The organism is Pradoshia sp. Z6_59, from assembly GCF_058267515.1.
Genome location: NZ_JBZCPP010000003.1, coordinates 1 through 16,127, shown reverse-complemented (window position 1 = coordinate 16,127; position 16,127 = coordinate 1). Strand labels below are relative to the sequence as shown.

Here is a 16,127-nt window from a genome sequence, read left to right as displayed (position 1 = left end):
CTCTCCACTTAGAGCATTCCTTTTGTAGATGGAATTCCTTTCACCCTCGGATCGTGCGATGTCGCTTCATCAAGCGCACGGCCCAGTGCTTTAAAAATAGCTTCAACAATATGATGGGAATTACGGCCATAATGGACGATGACATGAAGATTCATCTTCGCCTCAATCGCAAGCTTCCATAGGAATTCATGTACTAGCTCTGTATCAAAGGTTCCAATCATCGGTGCCGGTATGTCTGCTCTAAATTCAAGATGCGGCCGATTGCTCAAATCAACAACGACCTGCGCCAGTGCTTCATCCATTGGAACAAAGGCATTTCCATATCGCTTAATCCCTCTTTTATCTCCAAGCGCCTGATTTAACGCCTGCCCTAAACAGATACCAATATCCTCTGTCGTGTGATGCCCATCCACTTCTATATCTCCATCCGCATCTACTCGTAAATCAAAATGGCCGTGTTTCGCAAATAGGTCCAGCATATGCGAGAGAAACGGCACACCTGTTGAAAGCTCAGTCTTCCCTTCACCATCAAGACCCAGAGCAAGCTTGATTTTCGTTTCATTCGTTCTTCTTTCTATTTCGGCAGTACGTTTCATTGACCTTCCTCCTTCGAAATAAATCGCGATTCCACGGCCCGCGCATGAGCCTCTAAACCTTCTAATCTAGCAAAAGCAGCGATTTTAGATGCATTAGCCTCAAAATCTTGTTGACTGTACATAATTAAGCTCGTTTTCTTTTGAAAGTCATCTACATTCAACGGACTTGAAAAACGGGCTGTACCATTTGTAGGCAGTACATGATTGGGACCTGCAAAATAATCGCCAACCGGCTCAGAACTATATTTACCGATAAAAATAGCACCTGCATGCCGAATTGCGCCCGCCACATTCATCGCATCCGCTGTTTGAATTTCCAAATGTTCAGGGGCCAGTTCATTTACAGCCTCAATCGCCTCTTCCAATGTGTTTGCTACGTAGATACCGCCAAAATTGTTCCAGGCAGCAAGTGCAATCTCTTTACGCGGTAACAAGGCTAATTGTCTCTCTACTTCTACTTTGACCTGGCTCGCCAATCTTCGGCTCGTCGTAATCAGCACACTGCATGCCCGTTCATCATGTTCAGCCTGCGATAGCAAATCCGCTGCAACATGCCGAGCCTCTGCCGTTTCATCAGCAAGTACCGTAATCTCACTGGGGCCGGCAATCATATCAATATCCACATCCCCATATACTTCCCTTTTGGCAAGAGCGACATAAATATTACCCGGTCCAGTAATTTTATCTACTTTTCCGATTGATTCCGTTCCATAAGCAAGAGCTCCGATTGCCTGGGCGCCGCCTACTTTATAAATTTCAGTGATACCTGCAATATGTGCAGCAGCCAGCACGGAGTCAGGTAATCTCCCGTCCATCCCAGGTGGCGATACCATGACGATCCGTTTTACACCGGCCACTTTAGCCGGGATGGCATTCATTAATACGGAGGATGGGTAGGCAGCCGTACCGCCTGGGACATAAATGCCAACTGAATCCAGCGGAGTACGCTTTAAACCAAGCATAGTTCCCGTCACGGACATATCAATCCATGAATTTTGCACTTGTTTTTCATGATAGCTTCGCAGATTTGAAGCAGCTTCAGTCATGATTGAAATCATCTCTTGCGGCATGCTGGCGATTGCCTTTTCCATTTCATCGTTTGTTACTTTAAGAGAATCCATCTCTGTTTGGTCAAACTTTTTTGTATAAAACAATAAAGCCTCATCTCCGCGTTCCTTTACATCCTGCAGGATTTGTTGGACAACTTTCCTTTGAGCATCAGATCCGCCATCTACCGTCCGTTTCAAGGATAAACCACTCGTTAACGATTTTATTTCCATGCCTTCTCCCTCCAATTATTCCTTCGGCTGCAAAACCTTCCCCAGTCGAGTTACCATTTCAGCGATTTCTTTTTCCTTCATTCGATAACTTACCGGATTTGCAATAAATCGTGATGTAACATTTTGGATTGCTGCATACTCGACCAGACCATTCTCACGTAAAGTTTGTCCGGTCGATACAATATCGACGATTCGATCAGCAAGGCCTATCATGGGAGCCAGCTCAATGGACCCGTTTAATTTAATAATTTCGACCTGTTCACCCTGCTCACGAAAATATTGGGAAGCGATATTTGGGTATTTACTGGCGATTTTCGGAGCAATCTTGTTCATTTCTGTATTTGGCATGCCTGCCACTGCTAAATGGCATTCACTTATTTCTAAATCCAACAATTCATACACATCACGTGCTTCTTCCATCAGAACGTCTTTACCGGCAATTCCTACATCAGCCACACCATGCTCGACATAGGTGGGAACATCCATCGGTTTAGCCAGGATAAAACGGAGATTTTCATTCTCTACATTAATGATTAATTTTCTCGTATCATCAAAATCAGGAGGAATCTGATAATCTGCTTTTCTTAATAATTCCACTGCCTCTTCCAAAATCCGTCCCTTTGGCATGGCAATCGTTAATTGATCCATTATCTCTCTCCCCCTGATCGATCTGTCATGTCAATCATAAATTCAATATTCGAAAAATTATTTGTAAATGTATTTACATCCTTTATCCCATTCACATTTTGTAAAACCACGCGCATGCCGGATTTTCGCAGCTCCTTTGCCCGATTTATTGCTTTCTGTTGCTGTACAGGATGATAAATGATGCAAAGGGGCGACTCTTCAACAGTCCTTGAATCGAGTGCCTCCAGTATGCGGTCTAATCGTAAACCAAATCCTGTGGCAGGAGCATCTGTCCCGAACTGTTTATATAGCTCGTTGTATCTTCCTCCATTTCCAAGCGGAAAGCCTACATTTTCCCCAGATACTTCAAACAAAATACCAGTATAGTAATCCATATGGCTGACAAGGGATAAATCGTACGTAATCATTTCTGTATGATCTGTTAAAAGAAGGATATCGGCCAATTTTTTCAATTCTTCGACCGCATGCTGACCAAGCTGTCCATTGGTCAGTTTTTCAGCCATTTCCAAAATCTCGCGGCCCCCTTTTAAATCAAGAAGCTGAAACAGAATCTCTTTATCCTTTAATGAAATTGGCAATTGATTCACATACTGTTTAAAACCAACATAGTTCTTTTCAAACAGGAATTTCCTCATAATCGCTGCAGTTTCTGCGCAGCCGCCAAAATGAAGTAGTAAATCCTGTACAAAGCCAATATGACCAAGCGTAATATGGAATCTTTCCAAACCTGCACATTTTAAAACATCAGACAGAAGACAAAGCACTTCAGCATCAGCAGACAGGGTACGATCCCCTATCAATTCAATCCCAAATTGCTCAAATTCTGCTGGACGTCCTCCCTCTTTTTCCTGTGCTCTGAACACATTTGCACTATAGGCGAGCCGCTCGGGATTCCCTTCCTTCAATAGATGGGAAGAAGCAACCCTGGCAATCGGCGAGGTCATATCGGGTCGCAACACCAAACTATGACCATCTTTATCTAATAACTTGAATAAATGAACATCACGAATAGCAGATACCTTACCGACCGTCTCATAATATTCGAGTGATGAAGTTTCCAAAAAATGATATCCGTATTGAACCGTTTCGTTCATCATCCTTTGTTTCATGGATTGTTTTATCTTATATAGATCCGGCAATGTATCACGCATGCCCAAGGGCTTTTCAAACATAAATAAATCCGGCATAATTAACAGTCCTTTTTTATAAGTTTTTAGAATACTTTAGTTCGCTAATATGCTAATACAATGAAGTTAAGTTAAAGTGTATCGTTCCTTCCAAATAACGTCAAGTGATATGGATATTCCTTTCCACCAATCTATCATTAGGCCTGCAAATTACACAATTAAAAACCCCGCTCTAATGAACGGGGTTACTCTCTTACCGGAAGAAGTCATCTTCCTTTTTTCTGATTTTCATTTCTTCCGCACTGTAGATGACTTTCATCGGGTTACCTCCTACAAAGGCCCCTGCAGGAACATCCTTATGAACGAGGGTACCTGCCGAAACAATCGCACCATCACCTATTTCAATTCCGGGCAGCAGAGTTGAGTTGGCACCAATCAACACTTCATCACCAATAATTACACTCCCTAAACGGTATTCGTTTATTAAGTATTCGTGCGCGAGAATTGTTGTATTATAGCCAATCACCGAGTTACGTCCAACGGTTATTTTTTCTGGAAACATAACGTCAAGCATAACCATTAAGGCGAAGGAGGTCTTCTGCCCAACCTTCATTCCTAAAAAAGTCCGATAAAGCCAATTCTTCATGCCTAAAAAAGGGGTATATCTCGCAATCTGTATAACGATAAAATTGCGGACAACCTTCCAAAAAGGAACGGTTTTATAAACATACCAAAGGGAATTGCCATCACCTTTTACCGGATAACGCTTAGTTCTTCTCATTGCTTTACAATCGTTAAGAGGTCGCGCATATTCTCAAGCATATAATCCGGCTTGAATTGCTCAAGATACTCTCTTCCCTTAATTGTCCAAGCCACCCCCGCTGTCTTCGTTCCAGCGTTTTTTCCAGCCAAAACATCATGGCTGTTATCTCCAACCATAATCGTTTCAGAAGGCTCAGATCCGATTAATTTTAACGCTAACTGGATCGGCTCTGGATCTGGCTTTGGCATTTGAACATCATCAAGTGTGACAACAACATCAAAGAAGGATTCAAGGCGGCCTTTAATCAAGCCCATCTTAACAGCATTGCGCATTTTAGTTGTTACAATACCGACTTTATATCCACTTTTTTTAAGTATTTCAATCGTCTCATATACACCTTCATATTCACGAACAAGCAAGTCATGATTGGCAAAATTATGTTCGCGGTAAAAAGCAATCATCTCATCCTTACGCTCTGAGTCCAAGCCTCCAAAGGTTTCAGCCAGGGATGGACCAATAAATTGGTAGACATCCTCACGTGAATATTGGCCCGGATAGTAATGATCAAATGTATGTAAAAATGAGGCAATAATTAATTCATTCGTATCAATTAATGTTCCATCCAAATCAAATAGTAATGTTGTGATTTTCTGCTTCACGCTGTTCTTCCTTCCTCTTTCTTAATTCTACCTTTTTCCATATAAATGCAATTGTTACGGCTAAAAGAATGGCTGTCACTAAACGGATGAGCAACAGGGGCAGAACTGGCACGCCAAGAGGGATAAAAATGACCGTATCCTCCACCACTGCATGGCAGGCGATTAGAAAGATAAAGGCGATCGTAATATCCTTTTTACTAACCCCATCTTCACGAACGGCATCAAGCATAACTCCCGCTCCATAAGCCAGACCAATGACCAAGCCCGCAACCAATGTCATGGATGTGTTTTCTTTCATCCCCAGCATCCTAGTGATAGGCTTCATCCAGTCCGAAAATTTATTTAGCCAATTAAGATCCTTCATAATTTGGATAACTAGCATCAATGGGATGACGATCAATGCCAACTTCAATGTTCCATAGGCTGCTTTTTCCATTGCCAGCAATAAAACAGGCATGATGCCTGATACCACTTCCTCAGTGCCGCCGATTCCATAATAGATTCTCTCTGATCCGCCCTGCCATACTAAATGAATGACAATGGCTGATAATAGCGCGAGCCCAATACGTGTGAGCAGGACAACCCATAGTTTAACTCCTACCTTTAACGCAACACCGGTTTCAATAAAGAGATTATGGGAAAAGGAAAGCATAACGGCAATAATAAATACTTCTTTAACAGTTAAAGAATCGAGTGCCAATATGCCCCCAATTCCGGCATAAAGATTCAAAAAGTTCCCGAGTACCAATGGAATCGCTGCGTCTCCCGGAAGTCCAATCAGTCCCATGGCAGGACTTATCAAATCAATGATCCAAGGTAATATCGGTGTATACTGAAGAATGGATATTAAAAATGTAACGGGAAAAATAATCTTCCCGAGCATCCACGTTGTTCTTAACCCAGCCATTATCCCTTTTGATATGGTATCTTTTTTCATAAATTCCACCCCTTTAGCTGTTCACGATGTACAACTTGCAAATCTGAAATTCTAAAGATGTGGTTATGAGCAATGGACATCATATGTCTAAATACTTTTTCTCTGAATACCCCATTTTCCGTCTTACAACAAGCAGGATTATTCCACCAATAATCAATGAAAGCGACAAGACCTGCGCCATTCGGAATTCACCAAACAGCATGAGGCTATCTGTTCGCATTCCCTCTATAAAGTAGCGGCCGATGGAATACCAAATAACGTATGTCAAGAACATTTCACCCTGACGCAGATTTACTCTTCTTAACAGAAGTAATAAACCAAAACCAAGGAAATTCCAAAGGGATTCGTACAAGAAAGTCGGGTGGTGATAAGCACCATTGATAAACATTTGATCAATGATGAAGTCAGGCAACATTAAATTCTCAAGAAATTGGCGGCTAACCACATCACCATATGCTTCCTGGTTAATGAAGTTACCCCATCTGCCAATACCCTGCGCGAGAATAAGAGATGGCGCTGCAATATCAGCAATTTTCCAGAAGGATATATTTCTGGAGCGGGCAAAGAAAATGGTTGTAATGACGGCCCCAATCAAAGCTCCATGAATGGCAATTCCGCCATTCCATATTTTATAAATATCGCCGAGGTGATCTTTATAATAAGACCACTCAAAAATAACATAGTAAATACGTGCACTGATAATAGAAATTGGAACCGCATAGATCAACAGGTCAACAAACAAATCTTTGTCCAACCCACGGCGTTTTGATTCACGCATGGCAAGCCAAAGCCCAATAAAGACACCCATTCCAATAATAATTCCATACCAGTAAATCTGGATGGAACCGATATGTATGGCAACACGGTCTATCGTATTCATCTACCCTAACACCTACTCTAATTATTTTTCTTTTTCAATTGCTTCATTCAATTTTTCGGTAAATTGCTGAGCTGCATTAACGCCCATTCGTTTCAGACGGAAATTCATAGCCGCCACTTCAATGATAACCGCAATATTTCGGCCCGGCCGAACTGGTATATTCATTCGGGTGATATCCGTATCAATAATTCGTACCTTTTCTTCTTCCAAACCAAGTCTATCGTAGTTCTTCTGCTGATCCCATAGCTCCAGATTGATGACAAGGGAGATTCTTTTATGGCTTCTGACTGCTCCCGCACCAAACAAAGTCATCACATTAATGATGCCTACGCCTCTAATTTCCAAAAGGTGCTCGATCAATTCAGGTGAATTTCCGACCAGTGTGTCGTCATCTTCCTGGCGAATTTCCACACAATCATCGGCAACTAAACGATGTCCTCTTTTTACAAGCTCAAGCGCAGTCTCACTTTTTCCGACTCCGCTCTTTCCTGTAATCATGACACCTACGCCATATATATCTACCAAAACGCCGTGAACAGCAGTCGTTGGAGCAAGCTTGCTTTCAAGGAAATTAGTCAGTCGGCTGGAAAAGCGGGTCGTTTTCATCGATGTTCGTAAAACCGGTACAGAAACGCTTTCAGAAGCCATCAATAACTCCTTCGGCACCTCTAAATCACGTGTGATAACGATACAAGGTGTAATATCACTGCATAGCATTTGCATTCTTGAAATTCTTTCTTCATCATTTAACTTAGAGAAAAACGATAATTCTGTCATCCCAAGGATTTGAATACGATCAGCAGGGTAATAATCGAAATAACCTGCAATTTCTAAACCAGGTCTGGAAAGATCGCTCGTAGTGATAGGTCTATTTACACCTTCTTCACCACAAACCAGTTCAAGCTGGAATTCATCAATGAGGTCGATTGTTTTAACTTTTGCCAAAAAATTCACTCCCTGATCTAGTGATTATTAAATTTGTGCTTTCATTTTATCATTATTTCCTACATAACCATACAATTACAATAATATAATTCTGGTTTTTCTAAAAAGTTAAAAGTACCATAAGGATAGGACAACTTACCTGGGGGTTTTAGAGAAATGACACTACTGATACAAAACGCAACGATTTATCAAGAGAACGTGATCCTGCAAAACGGATATATCTTAATTAAAGATAGTCAAATTATAGAAGTGGGTCTTATGGAAAACTCACCACAGCACGCTGATGAAATAATCACCCTTAAAGAGGGACAGCTGGTTCTGCCCGGTTTCATTGATATCCATATTCATGGCGCGGCCGGGGCTGATGCCATGGATGCCACAGAAGAAGCACATAGAGTCATGGCAAAAGAGCTGCCTAAAGAGGGAACCACATCTTTTCTGGCAACAACGATGACACAGGATCCTGCCAATATAAATAAAGCGTTACAAGCTATCAAAAGCTTTAAGATGAACGGCAATCCTGCCGGAGAAACTGAAATGCTGGGCGTACATTTAGAAGGTCCATTCATCAGTCCATCAAAAGCTGGAGCACAGCCATTGCATCATATCAAGAATGCAGACGTGGATTTATTTAAGGAGTGGAACGAATCATCAGGTAATGCAATCAAACTGGTCACTCTTGCTCCGGAACAGCCTGGTGCAAAGGAATTAATTAAACACCTCCGCAATTCAAATATCATTTGTTCCATGGGTCATACTAATGCTACATACCAACAGGCGTCAGAGGCGATTGAACACGGAATAACCAATGCTACACATTTATTTAATCAAATGACCGGCTTACACCATCGTGACATAGGTGCCGCTGGAGCAGCTTTGCTGCATGATCAAGTATTCGTGGAGATGATTGCGGATGGAATTCACATATCACCTGAAATGATAAAGCTTGCTCTTAAGGTTAAAGGTACAGAAAAGGCAATACTTATTACGGATGCCATGCGGGCAAAAGGAATGGCGGATGGACAATATGATCTTGGCGGGCAAGAAGTAACCGTTAAAGGCGACGAAGCGCGTCTTGCAGATGGTACTTTGGCAGGCAGTATTCTCAAAATGAACGATGCCATAAAAAATGTATGTCATTTTACCGGATATTCGCTGCAAGAAGTTGTCCAAATGGCATCAGTTAATCCAGCTAAACAGCTTAATATTTTTGATCAAAAAGGAAGTATTGCTGTTGGGAAAGACGCAGATCTTGTGATTATGGATACAAACTTTAATGTATTTACTACAATATGCCGTGGTAAAATAGCGTACAGAGGTGAAGAACAATGAATCAAACAACTATGAGAATTATCAAAGTAGACACTTATGAAGAAATGAGCCGCATTGCTGCAGAAATGTTTATCAGCAAAATTAAGCAAAAACCAGACGCAGTTCTTGGACTTGCTACCGGAAGCACCCCAATCGGTCTCTATAAAAATCTAATAGAGGATCACCAGAAAAATGGGACAAGCTATCAGCAAATCCATACCGTAAACCTGGATGAATATATAGGGCTTTCCAAAGATGATCCAAACAGCTATCACTCCTATATGATGAATAATCTATTCAAATACTTAGACATTCCACAAAATCATATTCATCTTCCACATGGGGATGCCGAGGACCTAATGCAGGAATGTGAGCGATATGAAACAGTTATAAATGACCTTGGCAATGTAGAGCTTCAGGTATTAGGAATCGGAAAGAATGGTCACATCGGCTTCAATGAACCAGGAACTCCATTTTCCAGTAAGACACATATCATTGATTTAAATGAAAGCACTCGACAAGCTAATGCCCGCTTCTTTAATCATCTTGATGAGGTTCCAAAACAAGCGATCACAATGGGCATTTCTACAATTATGAAAAGCAAAGAGATTATACTGCTCGCTTCTGGTGAAGCAAAGGCAGAAGCAACCTACAAATTGATTCACGGTGATCTAACAGAACAATTACCAGCAAGTATTCTAAAACAGCATCCGGCTGTAACCGTAATCGTAGATAAAGAGGCCGCTTCCATGCTCGATTAATCCCTTGCTTTCCACATCCTTGGTGGTATAGCACTGGCGCATTCTTACAACCATGAAGCCCGACTGATATATAGTCCACTGTAATAAAGAAATCCTGTCCTTTTTAATTTAAAACGCCACCATAGATGGTCCATTTAGATGGCTTGTCTCATATTATGGTAGTAAAAGGACAGGGGGCTTCCAAAGTTGAAGATTATGATTGATGCAGGCCATGGCTATAATACACCTGGAAAGTCATCACCGGATGGCATGAAGGAATATGAATTTAATCGAAGTGTTGCCGAATACTTAAAGGATTTATTAACCAACTATCAAGTTAATACTTTCTTTGCCCATTCGGACACAGTAGATGTTCCTTTACAGGAAAGAACGAATCGTGCAAATTCTCTCCATGTAGATTTATATGTATCCATTCATGCTAATGCCGCTGTAAATAGTGGTTGGCATAAAGCAGAAGGAATTGAAACGTATATTCATACATCAGGGCCCGCAGAAGCCCTCTCTCTTGCCACAAAAATCCAGAATAAATTGATTGCTACAACCGGTTTACAAAATCGGGGAGTTAAAACAGCTGATTTTCATGTGCTGAGCGCGACAAAGATGACAGCTGTGCTGGTTGAATGTGGGTTTATGACAAATGAAAAAGAAATAAAGCTGCTTAAAAGCGATTACTACCGAAAAAAATGTGCACAAGCAATTGCCGAATCTATCATTTCTCATTATTCATTGAAAAAGAAATTAAGCATTCCTGCCAAACAATCCGATCAAGATAAAATACTGTACAAGGTTCAGTTAGGTGCCTTTTCAGACAAGCAAAATGCAGCCAACTTAGCAAAACAGCTAAAACGTCTTGGTTTTGAAACCACTGTCATAATGGACAAGCAAGAACGCTAAAAGAACCTGAAGCCTAGTAAAAGGCTTCAGGTTCTTTATTTATCCTCCATTACACTTTCCATAATCGTACTAACCAATGAAAGAATAATCGATACCAGGAATGTCAGCCAGAAGCCGTTAATATCAAAGGCACTTCCCATTGCTGCATCCGTAATCATCAACACAATGGTATTAATGAAGAGCAGAAATATTCCCAGCGTAATAATCGTTATAGGTATCGTTAGGATAGTCACAATTGGTTTGACAATTACATTAAAGATGGATAATACAATGGCTGCAATAATGGCTGCACCAAACCCGGTTACATGAACACCTTCAAATATCTGTGTCAGCAATACGAAAACAACTGCATTAACAAGTATTTTGGCTATCCATTTCATATGTCCATCTCCTCCACTTCTTCTCTCGGCATAAAACAGCTAAGAATCGTATAGGGAATAATCAGCATAAAGCTAGTTGGAATGAGCGCGATTACAAATAGGATACGCAAAAGCTTTGAACTCATACCAAAATATTGTGAAATTCCTCCAAGGACACCCGAAACAATCTTATCTGACCTTGAACGGACAAAACGCTTTTTTTCCTTCAAAATACACTGCAGCTCCTTTAACCCATTAACTTATTGATTAATGTTTGATTTTAATATTACCGGCTCTTGATTCGGCCAAAATATGAATGGATTCCTCATAATTACCCTCTGATTTGAATCTGAGCATTTTTTGGACCACATCACTTTTTTCTTCAATGATGTGAATACCCTTCAGGTCAATATTAAAACTGCCGAGATTGGATTTTAACTCTCCATCACAACCAGTATTTGCAGGAATTTGCAGATTAATACTTCCTGCCGACGCCTTAGCTCGGATCGTTTCTCCATAACGGCCGGTTTGTTCACATTGAATGCTTCCATTAATCGTCTGGAAATCCCCTTTTCGGAAGCCTCCCTGTATTTGGATTGCACCATTCATCGTTTCGACTTCCAATTCGCCTACATCAAATCCTTTAAGATTGACAACACCATTGACTGTCTCAAATTCTGCTTCTCTTGCATTCAAATCCGTAAATTGTATTTGCCCATTACCCGTTTTGGTCATGACCGTATCGACTTTAACATTTTCACCGGTAATGGTTCCGTTAAATAGTCGAATTTTCAATTCCTCGTAGCGATTGTCTGGTACTCGAATAATTGCTTGTAATTTAATGGATTTATCATGTGCAGCAAATCGAAGTTTTCCTTCTTCAAGCGAATAAGTTACTTCTTTAAGCAGTTTTTCTCTCGCTTCGGTCGTATTTTCTGCCCTATACACCTTCGCCTGGCATTCAATCCTAATCTCGTCCTTATCCCACGGAAGGAACTGAACACTGCCGTTTGCCAGATCAACATCTATTTTTCGCAGAGATACATGGTCATGATGATAAATATGCTCGATATCAACTGCTGAGCCAAAATTAAGGTCAAAATCTACATCTTTTATCTTTTTAACCACATCGTCTACGATTCCCAATAGTTTATCCATTGTAGATGCAGACTTTTTAGATGGTGACCCCTTATATTCTGATTCACTTTGGTTTACAACCGTTGATAGTTCACTGGTCTCTGTCTTCTGCTCATCTTCTTTAATCAGTTTGTCTTTCTTTTCAATTTGCTCAAGCAATAATAACGCTTCATCTGCGTTAAGCAAGCCTTCCTTCACCATTTCCAAAATTCTTTTTTTCTCTTGATTCATTCTTACCAGCTCCCTTTTACATGGTATGTACCTATCAATCCTTTACTAGTTTAATACCCTGAATGACATTCCAAATCATCACAATAAAGCTAATCAAACCTAAAAGAAACATAGCCAGTATAGCTGTATAGGGCAAGGCCGTTATTTCCGAACTCGAAGCAAGCTGAGTTAGAAATACAAAGAACACGATAATGCCCATGACGAATGGAAATAGATGTGAGATTAAAGCTCGTTTAGCATGCCCTTTTAGCTCAAAATCATCTCCAGCTACGAAATAAATAACCGTAGGAAAGATGAATCCTAAAAAGAAGAAACTAAAATAACATAGAGCAGCCAGAAATCGATTAGTTGTTGTCATAGATACAAACACCTCTCCTAATTGTACGTATAAATTGAAAGAAAGTTTCTTCTATATCAACAATACCTTACAACAATTGGAAAATGTTAACTTTTCGATTATACTCTGGCCAGAAATCGTTAATATAAGAGGTTTCTAAGAGTGCACGGGCAAACGTATGTGTAAGTTCTCTAATGCAAATATGCCGGATATGGATAAAAAGCAAGCCGTTTTATCTGGCGGCTTGCTTTTCCTTGATTTTATTATTCATACGGTCCCGATCACGTTCTAGAACTGGCTTCAAATATTTCCCTGTATAAGATTCAGGTGTCTCCGCTATGACCTCTGGTGTACCGGTAGCCAAAATGGTTCCTCCTTTTTCTCCACCTTCAGGACCTAAATCAATTAAATAATCAGCTGCTTTAATGACATCTAAATTATGCTCAATGACAAGCACTGTGTCGCCATTATCAACCAGGCGCTGCAATACTTCCAAGAGACGCGAGATATCATCAACATGAAGTCCTGTTGTCGGCTCATCCAAAATATAGAGTGAGCGGCCATTGGAGCGACGGTGTAATTCACTCGCCAGCTTCACCCTCTGTGCTTCTCCACCGGATAGTGTTGTGGCAGGCTGCCCCATCTTAATATATCCAAGTCCAACATCATAAATGGTTTGGATCTTCCGTTTAATTTTGGGATGATTTTCAAAGAACTGAAGTGCTTCTTCTACTGTCATATCTAAAATATCAGAAATATTCTTCCCTTTATAGGTTACTTCCAATGTTTCCCGATTATACCGTTTTCCATGACAAACCTCACATGGAACATAGACATCCGGCAGGAAATGCATTTCTATTCGGATGATTCCATCTCCACGGCATGCTTCACAGCGACCACCTTTAATATTGAAGCTGAAACGGCCTTTCTTATATCCACGGACCTTCGCTTCATTTGTGGAAGCAAACACATCCCTGATATCATCAAATACACCTGTATAGGTTGCCGGATTGGAACGCGGCGTACGACCGATTGGTGATTGGTCAATATCAATCACTTTCTCCAGTTCCTCCACACCTTTTATCTCGCGGTGGTTTCCCGGTCTCGCTTTCGCCCTGTGCAGCTTTTGAGCTAAAGATTTATGGAGAATTTCATTCACTAATGTACTTTTACCTGATCCGGATACTCCTGTAACGGCTACAAATGTTCCAAGCGGAAAAGATACATTTACATTTTTGAGATTATTCTCTTTAGCACCTTTAATCTGGATTAATCGTCCATCGCCCTTTCTGCGTTCCTGTGGCAAAGGAATAAATTTTTTCCCCGATAAATATTGGCCCGTTAAAGAATTAGAATCTGCCATCACTTCCTCAGGCGTACCTGCTGAGACAATCTCACCGCCGTGCGCTCCTGCTCCAGGACCGACATCAATCAAATAATCCGCAGCCAGCATCGTATCCTCGTCGTGCTCCACTACAATAAGCGTGTTCCCGATGTCACGCATACTTTTCAGCGTCGCAATCAATCGGTCATTATCACGTTGATGAAGACCAATTGAAGGTTCATCCAAAATGTATAAAACACCTGTTAAGCGCGAGCCGATTTGAGTGGCCAATCTGATTCGCTGTGCTTCTCCTCCTGAAAGTGTTCCGGCTGCTCGGTTTAATGTCAGATACTCCAAGCCAACATTATTCAGAAAGCCCAGTCTTTCTTTGATTTCCCTAAATATCAGACGGCCGATACTCATATCTTTCTCGGATAGATTCAAATTTTCAAAGAAATCGTTAGCATCTTTAATAGAGAGGGCCGTAATCTCGCCAATATGCTGTCCTGCTATTAATACCGCCATCGTTTCCTTCTTCAGGCGATAGCCTTTACAGGTTGGACATGCCTGCTCGGCCATATATTTTTCCATTTGATCACGTGTATAATCTGAACTTGTTTCTTTAAACCGGCGTTCTACATTAGCCAATACGCCTTCAAATTCCACTCTGTTTTCCCGTATTTGCCCGAAATCATTCTCGTAACGGAAATAGATTTTCTCCCCATCCGAGCCATAAAGAATTTTATCAAGCTGGCTTTCCGGTAGTTGAGAGACTGGAACATCCATATCTATACCATAATGATTGCACACACACTCAAGCAATTTAGGATAATACTGAGAACTGGTAGGTTCCCATGGAGCGATTGCATGCTCCCTTAATGTTAATTCCGGGTCAGGAATGACCGCAGCCCGGTCAACTTTTACTTTAAAGCCCAGTCCATCACATGTTGGGCAGGCTCCAAACGGACTGTTGAACGAGAACATCCGAGGTTCCAATTCCCCAATTGAAAATCCACAATACGGACAGGCATGATGCTCACTGAAAAGCAACTCTTCCTCGCCTATTACATCAATGATAACTTTACCATCACCCAGACGGAGTGCAGACTCAAGGGAATCAGCTAGACGGGCGTTAATTCCTTCTTTCACGACAACCCGGTCAATGACCACTTCAATCGTATGCTTTTTATTTTTATCCAGATTAATATCATCATCCAAATCATACATTTCTCCGTTTACACGGACACGGACATACCCTTGCTTTTTAATATCTTCAAGCATTTTGACGTGGGTACCTTTTCTGCCTGTTACGACAGGAGACAGAATCTGCATTTTTGTGCGTTCTGGATAGGACATGATTCTGTCTACCATTTGCTCAATCGTTTGAGATGTAATTTCAATCCCATGCACAGGACAGACCGGTTTACCGACTCTGGCATACAATAAACGCATATAATCATAAATCTCTGTCACTGTCGCAACGGTTGAACGAGGATTGCGGCTTGTCGTCTTTTGGTCAATTGATATCGCTGGAGACAGTCCTTCAATCAAATCAACATCCGGTTTATCCATTTGGCCGAGGAACTGCCGGGCATATGCGGAAAGAGATTCCACATAGCGGCGCTGTCCCTCCGCATAGATTGTGTCAAAAGCCAGGGAGGACTTTCCGGAACCGGATAAACCCGTCAGTACAACCAGCTTATCCCGGGGGATTGTCACATCAATATCCTTAAGATTATTGGTCCTGGCCCCTTTAATTACAATTTTATCAAGTGCCATCCTATGTTCATCCTTCCACTTTTAACTCTAAAATTAAATCTCTAAGTTCGGCAGCACGTTCAAAATCAAGCGCTTTGGCTGCTTCCTTCATTTCTTTTTCCATATTTGCAATTACTTTTTGACGCTCTTTCTTGGAAAGCTTCTCGTATTTATTTGCTG

The 16,127-nt window shown here is 41.2% G+C and carries 18 protein-coding genes; 3 read left to right on the top strand and 15 right to left on the bottom strand.

All coding sequences use genetic code 11. The features are described from left to right. Positions 1-8: 8 nt before the first annotated feature. The 9 genes from hisB to hprK all read right to left on the bottom strand — a co-directional run bounded on the left by hisB (position 9) and on the right by hprK (position 7,835). The gene (gene hisB, locus AC4D4B_RS04160; protein WP_490994895.1) at positions 9-596 is read right to left on the bottom strand and encodes an imidazoleglycerol-phosphate dehydratase HisB; all 588 of its coding nucleotides are present in this window, start codon (positions 594-596) and stop codon (positions 9-11) included. Next, positions 593-1,876, bottom strand: a complete 1,284-nt coding sequence (hisD, locus tag AC4D4B_RS04155) for a histidinol dehydrogenase (RefSeq protein WP_490999230.1) — start codon at positions 1,874-1,876, stop codon at positions 593-595. The genes hisB and hisD overlap by 4 nt, the downstream gene beginning before the upstream one ends. A gap of 15 nt (positions 1,877-1,891) precedes the next feature. Further along, positions 1,892-2,527, bottom strand: coding sequence for an ATP phosphoribosyltransferase (gene hisG / locus AC4D4B_RS04150; RefSeq protein WP_490995198.1), 636 nt, complete (start codon positions 2,525-2,527; stop codon positions 1,892-1,894). Then, positions 2,524-3,711 (bottom strand): ATP phosphoribosyltransferase regulatory subunit, encoded by a 1,188-nt coding sequence (locus AC4D4B_RS04145; protein ID WP_490999229.1) that lies wholly within the window; start codon positions 3,709-3,711, stop codon positions 2,524-2,526. The genes hisG and AC4D4B_RS04145 overlap by 4 nt, the downstream gene beginning before the upstream one ends. A gap of 193 nt (positions 3,712-3,904) precedes the next feature. Further along, complete coding sequence (locus AC4D4B_RS04140) at positions 3,905-4,432, bottom strand: acyltransferase (protein WP_490994898.1); 528 nt, start codon at positions 4,430-4,432, stop codon at positions 3,905-3,907. Further along, positions 4,429-5,073 (bottom strand): pyrophosphatase PpaX, encoded by a 645-nt coding sequence (gene ppaX / locus AC4D4B_RS04135; protein WP_490994899.1) that lies wholly within the window; start codon positions 5,071-5,073, stop codon positions 4,429-4,431. Before ppaX ends, AC4D4B_RS04140 begins: the two co-directional genes overlap by 4 nt. Next, complete coding sequence (locus AC4D4B_RS04130) at positions 5,042-6,010, bottom strand: nucleoside recognition domain-containing protein (RefSeq protein WP_490999228.1); 969 nt, start codon at positions 6,008-6,010, stop codon at positions 5,042-5,044. The genes ppaX and AC4D4B_RS04130 overlap by 32 nt, the downstream gene beginning before the upstream one ends. 79 nt (positions 6,011-6,089) lie before the next feature. Next, positions 6,090-6,890, bottom strand: a complete 801-nt coding sequence (gene lgt / locus AC4D4B_RS04125) for a prolipoprotein diacylglyceryl transferase (protein ID WP_139892202.1) — start codon at positions 6,888-6,890, stop codon at positions 6,090-6,092. A gap of 21 nt (positions 6,891-6,911) precedes the next feature. Next, positions 6,912-7,835 (bottom strand): HPr(Ser) kinase/phosphatase, encoded by a 924-nt coding sequence (gene hprK / locus AC4D4B_RS04120; protein ID WP_490994902.1) that lies wholly within the window; start codon positions 7,833-7,835, stop codon positions 6,912-6,914. Between the two features lie 156 nt (positions 7,836-7,991). On the opposite strand from hprK, the gene nagA reads away from it, so the two are divergent. The 3 genes from nagA to AC4D4B_RS04105 all read left to right on the top strand — a co-directional run bounded on the left by nagA (position 7,992) and on the right by AC4D4B_RS04105 (position 10,801). Then, positions 7,992-9,167: an N-acetylglucosamine-6-phosphate deacetylase gene (nagA, locus tag AC4D4B_RS04115; protein ID WP_490999227.1), complete on the top strand. Its 1,176-nt coding sequence runs from the start codon at positions 7,992-7,994 to the stop codon at positions 9,165-9,167. A gap of 11 nt (positions 9,168-9,178) precedes the next feature. Beyond that, complete coding sequence (nagB, locus tag AC4D4B_RS04110) at positions 9,179-9,907, top strand: glucosamine-6-phosphate deaminase (RefSeq protein WP_490999363.1); 729 nt, start codon at positions 9,179-9,181, stop codon at positions 9,905-9,907. Between the two features lie 195 nt (positions 9,908-10,102). Further along, complete coding sequence (locus tag AC4D4B_RS04105; protein ID WP_490999362.1) at positions 10,103-10,801, top strand: N-acetylmuramoyl-L-alanine amidase; 699 nt, start codon at positions 10,103-10,105, stop codon at positions 10,799-10,801. A gap of 35 nt (positions 10,802-10,836) precedes the next feature. On the opposite strand, the gene AC4D4B_RS04100 is transcribed toward AC4D4B_RS04105, so the two are convergent. The 6 genes from AC4D4B_RS04100 to AC4D4B_RS04075 all read right to left on the bottom strand — a co-directional run. Further along, positions 10,837-11,181 carry a phage holin family protein gene (locus tag AC4D4B_RS04100; RefSeq protein ID WP_490994904.1) on the bottom strand — a complete coding sequence of 115 codons (345 nt, stop codon included), beginning with the start codon at positions 11,179-11,181 and terminating at the stop codon, positions 10,837-10,839. After that, entirely contained in the window at positions 11,178-11,390 is a 213-nt protein-coding gene (locus AC4D4B_RS04095; RefSeq protein WP_490999226.1) for a PspC domain-containing protein, read from the bottom strand. The genes AC4D4B_RS04100 and AC4D4B_RS04095 overlap by 4 nt, the downstream gene beginning before the upstream one ends. A 37-nt stretch (positions 11,391-11,427) precedes the next feature. Further along, positions 11,428-12,528 carry a DUF4097 family beta strand repeat-containing protein gene (locus AC4D4B_RS04090; RefSeq protein ID WP_490994906.1) on the bottom strand — a complete coding sequence of 367 codons (1,101 nt, stop codon included), beginning with the start codon at positions 12,526-12,528 and terminating at the stop codon, positions 11,428-11,430. Positions 12,529-12,562: 34 nt separating this feature from the next. Further along, positions 12,563-12,886, bottom strand: coding sequence for a magnetosome magnetite crystal formation protein family (locus tag AC4D4B_RS04085; RefSeq protein ID WP_490994907.1), 324 nt, complete (start codon positions 12,884-12,886; stop codon positions 12,563-12,565). A gap of 211 nt (positions 12,887-13,097) precedes the next feature. Continuing rightward, the gene (uvrA, locus tag AC4D4B_RS04080) at positions 13,098-15,968 is read right to left on the bottom strand and encodes an excinuclease ABC subunit UvrA (protein ID WP_490994908.1); all 2,871 of its coding nucleotides are present in this window, start codon (positions 15,966-15,968) and stop codon (positions 13,098-13,100) included. Between the two features lie 7 nt (positions 15,969-15,975). Further along, a partial coding sequence (locus AC4D4B_RS04075) for a UvrB/UvrC motif-containing protein (RefSeq protein ID WP_490999361.1) occupies positions 15,976-16,127 on the bottom strand: 152 nt, incomplete at its 5' end.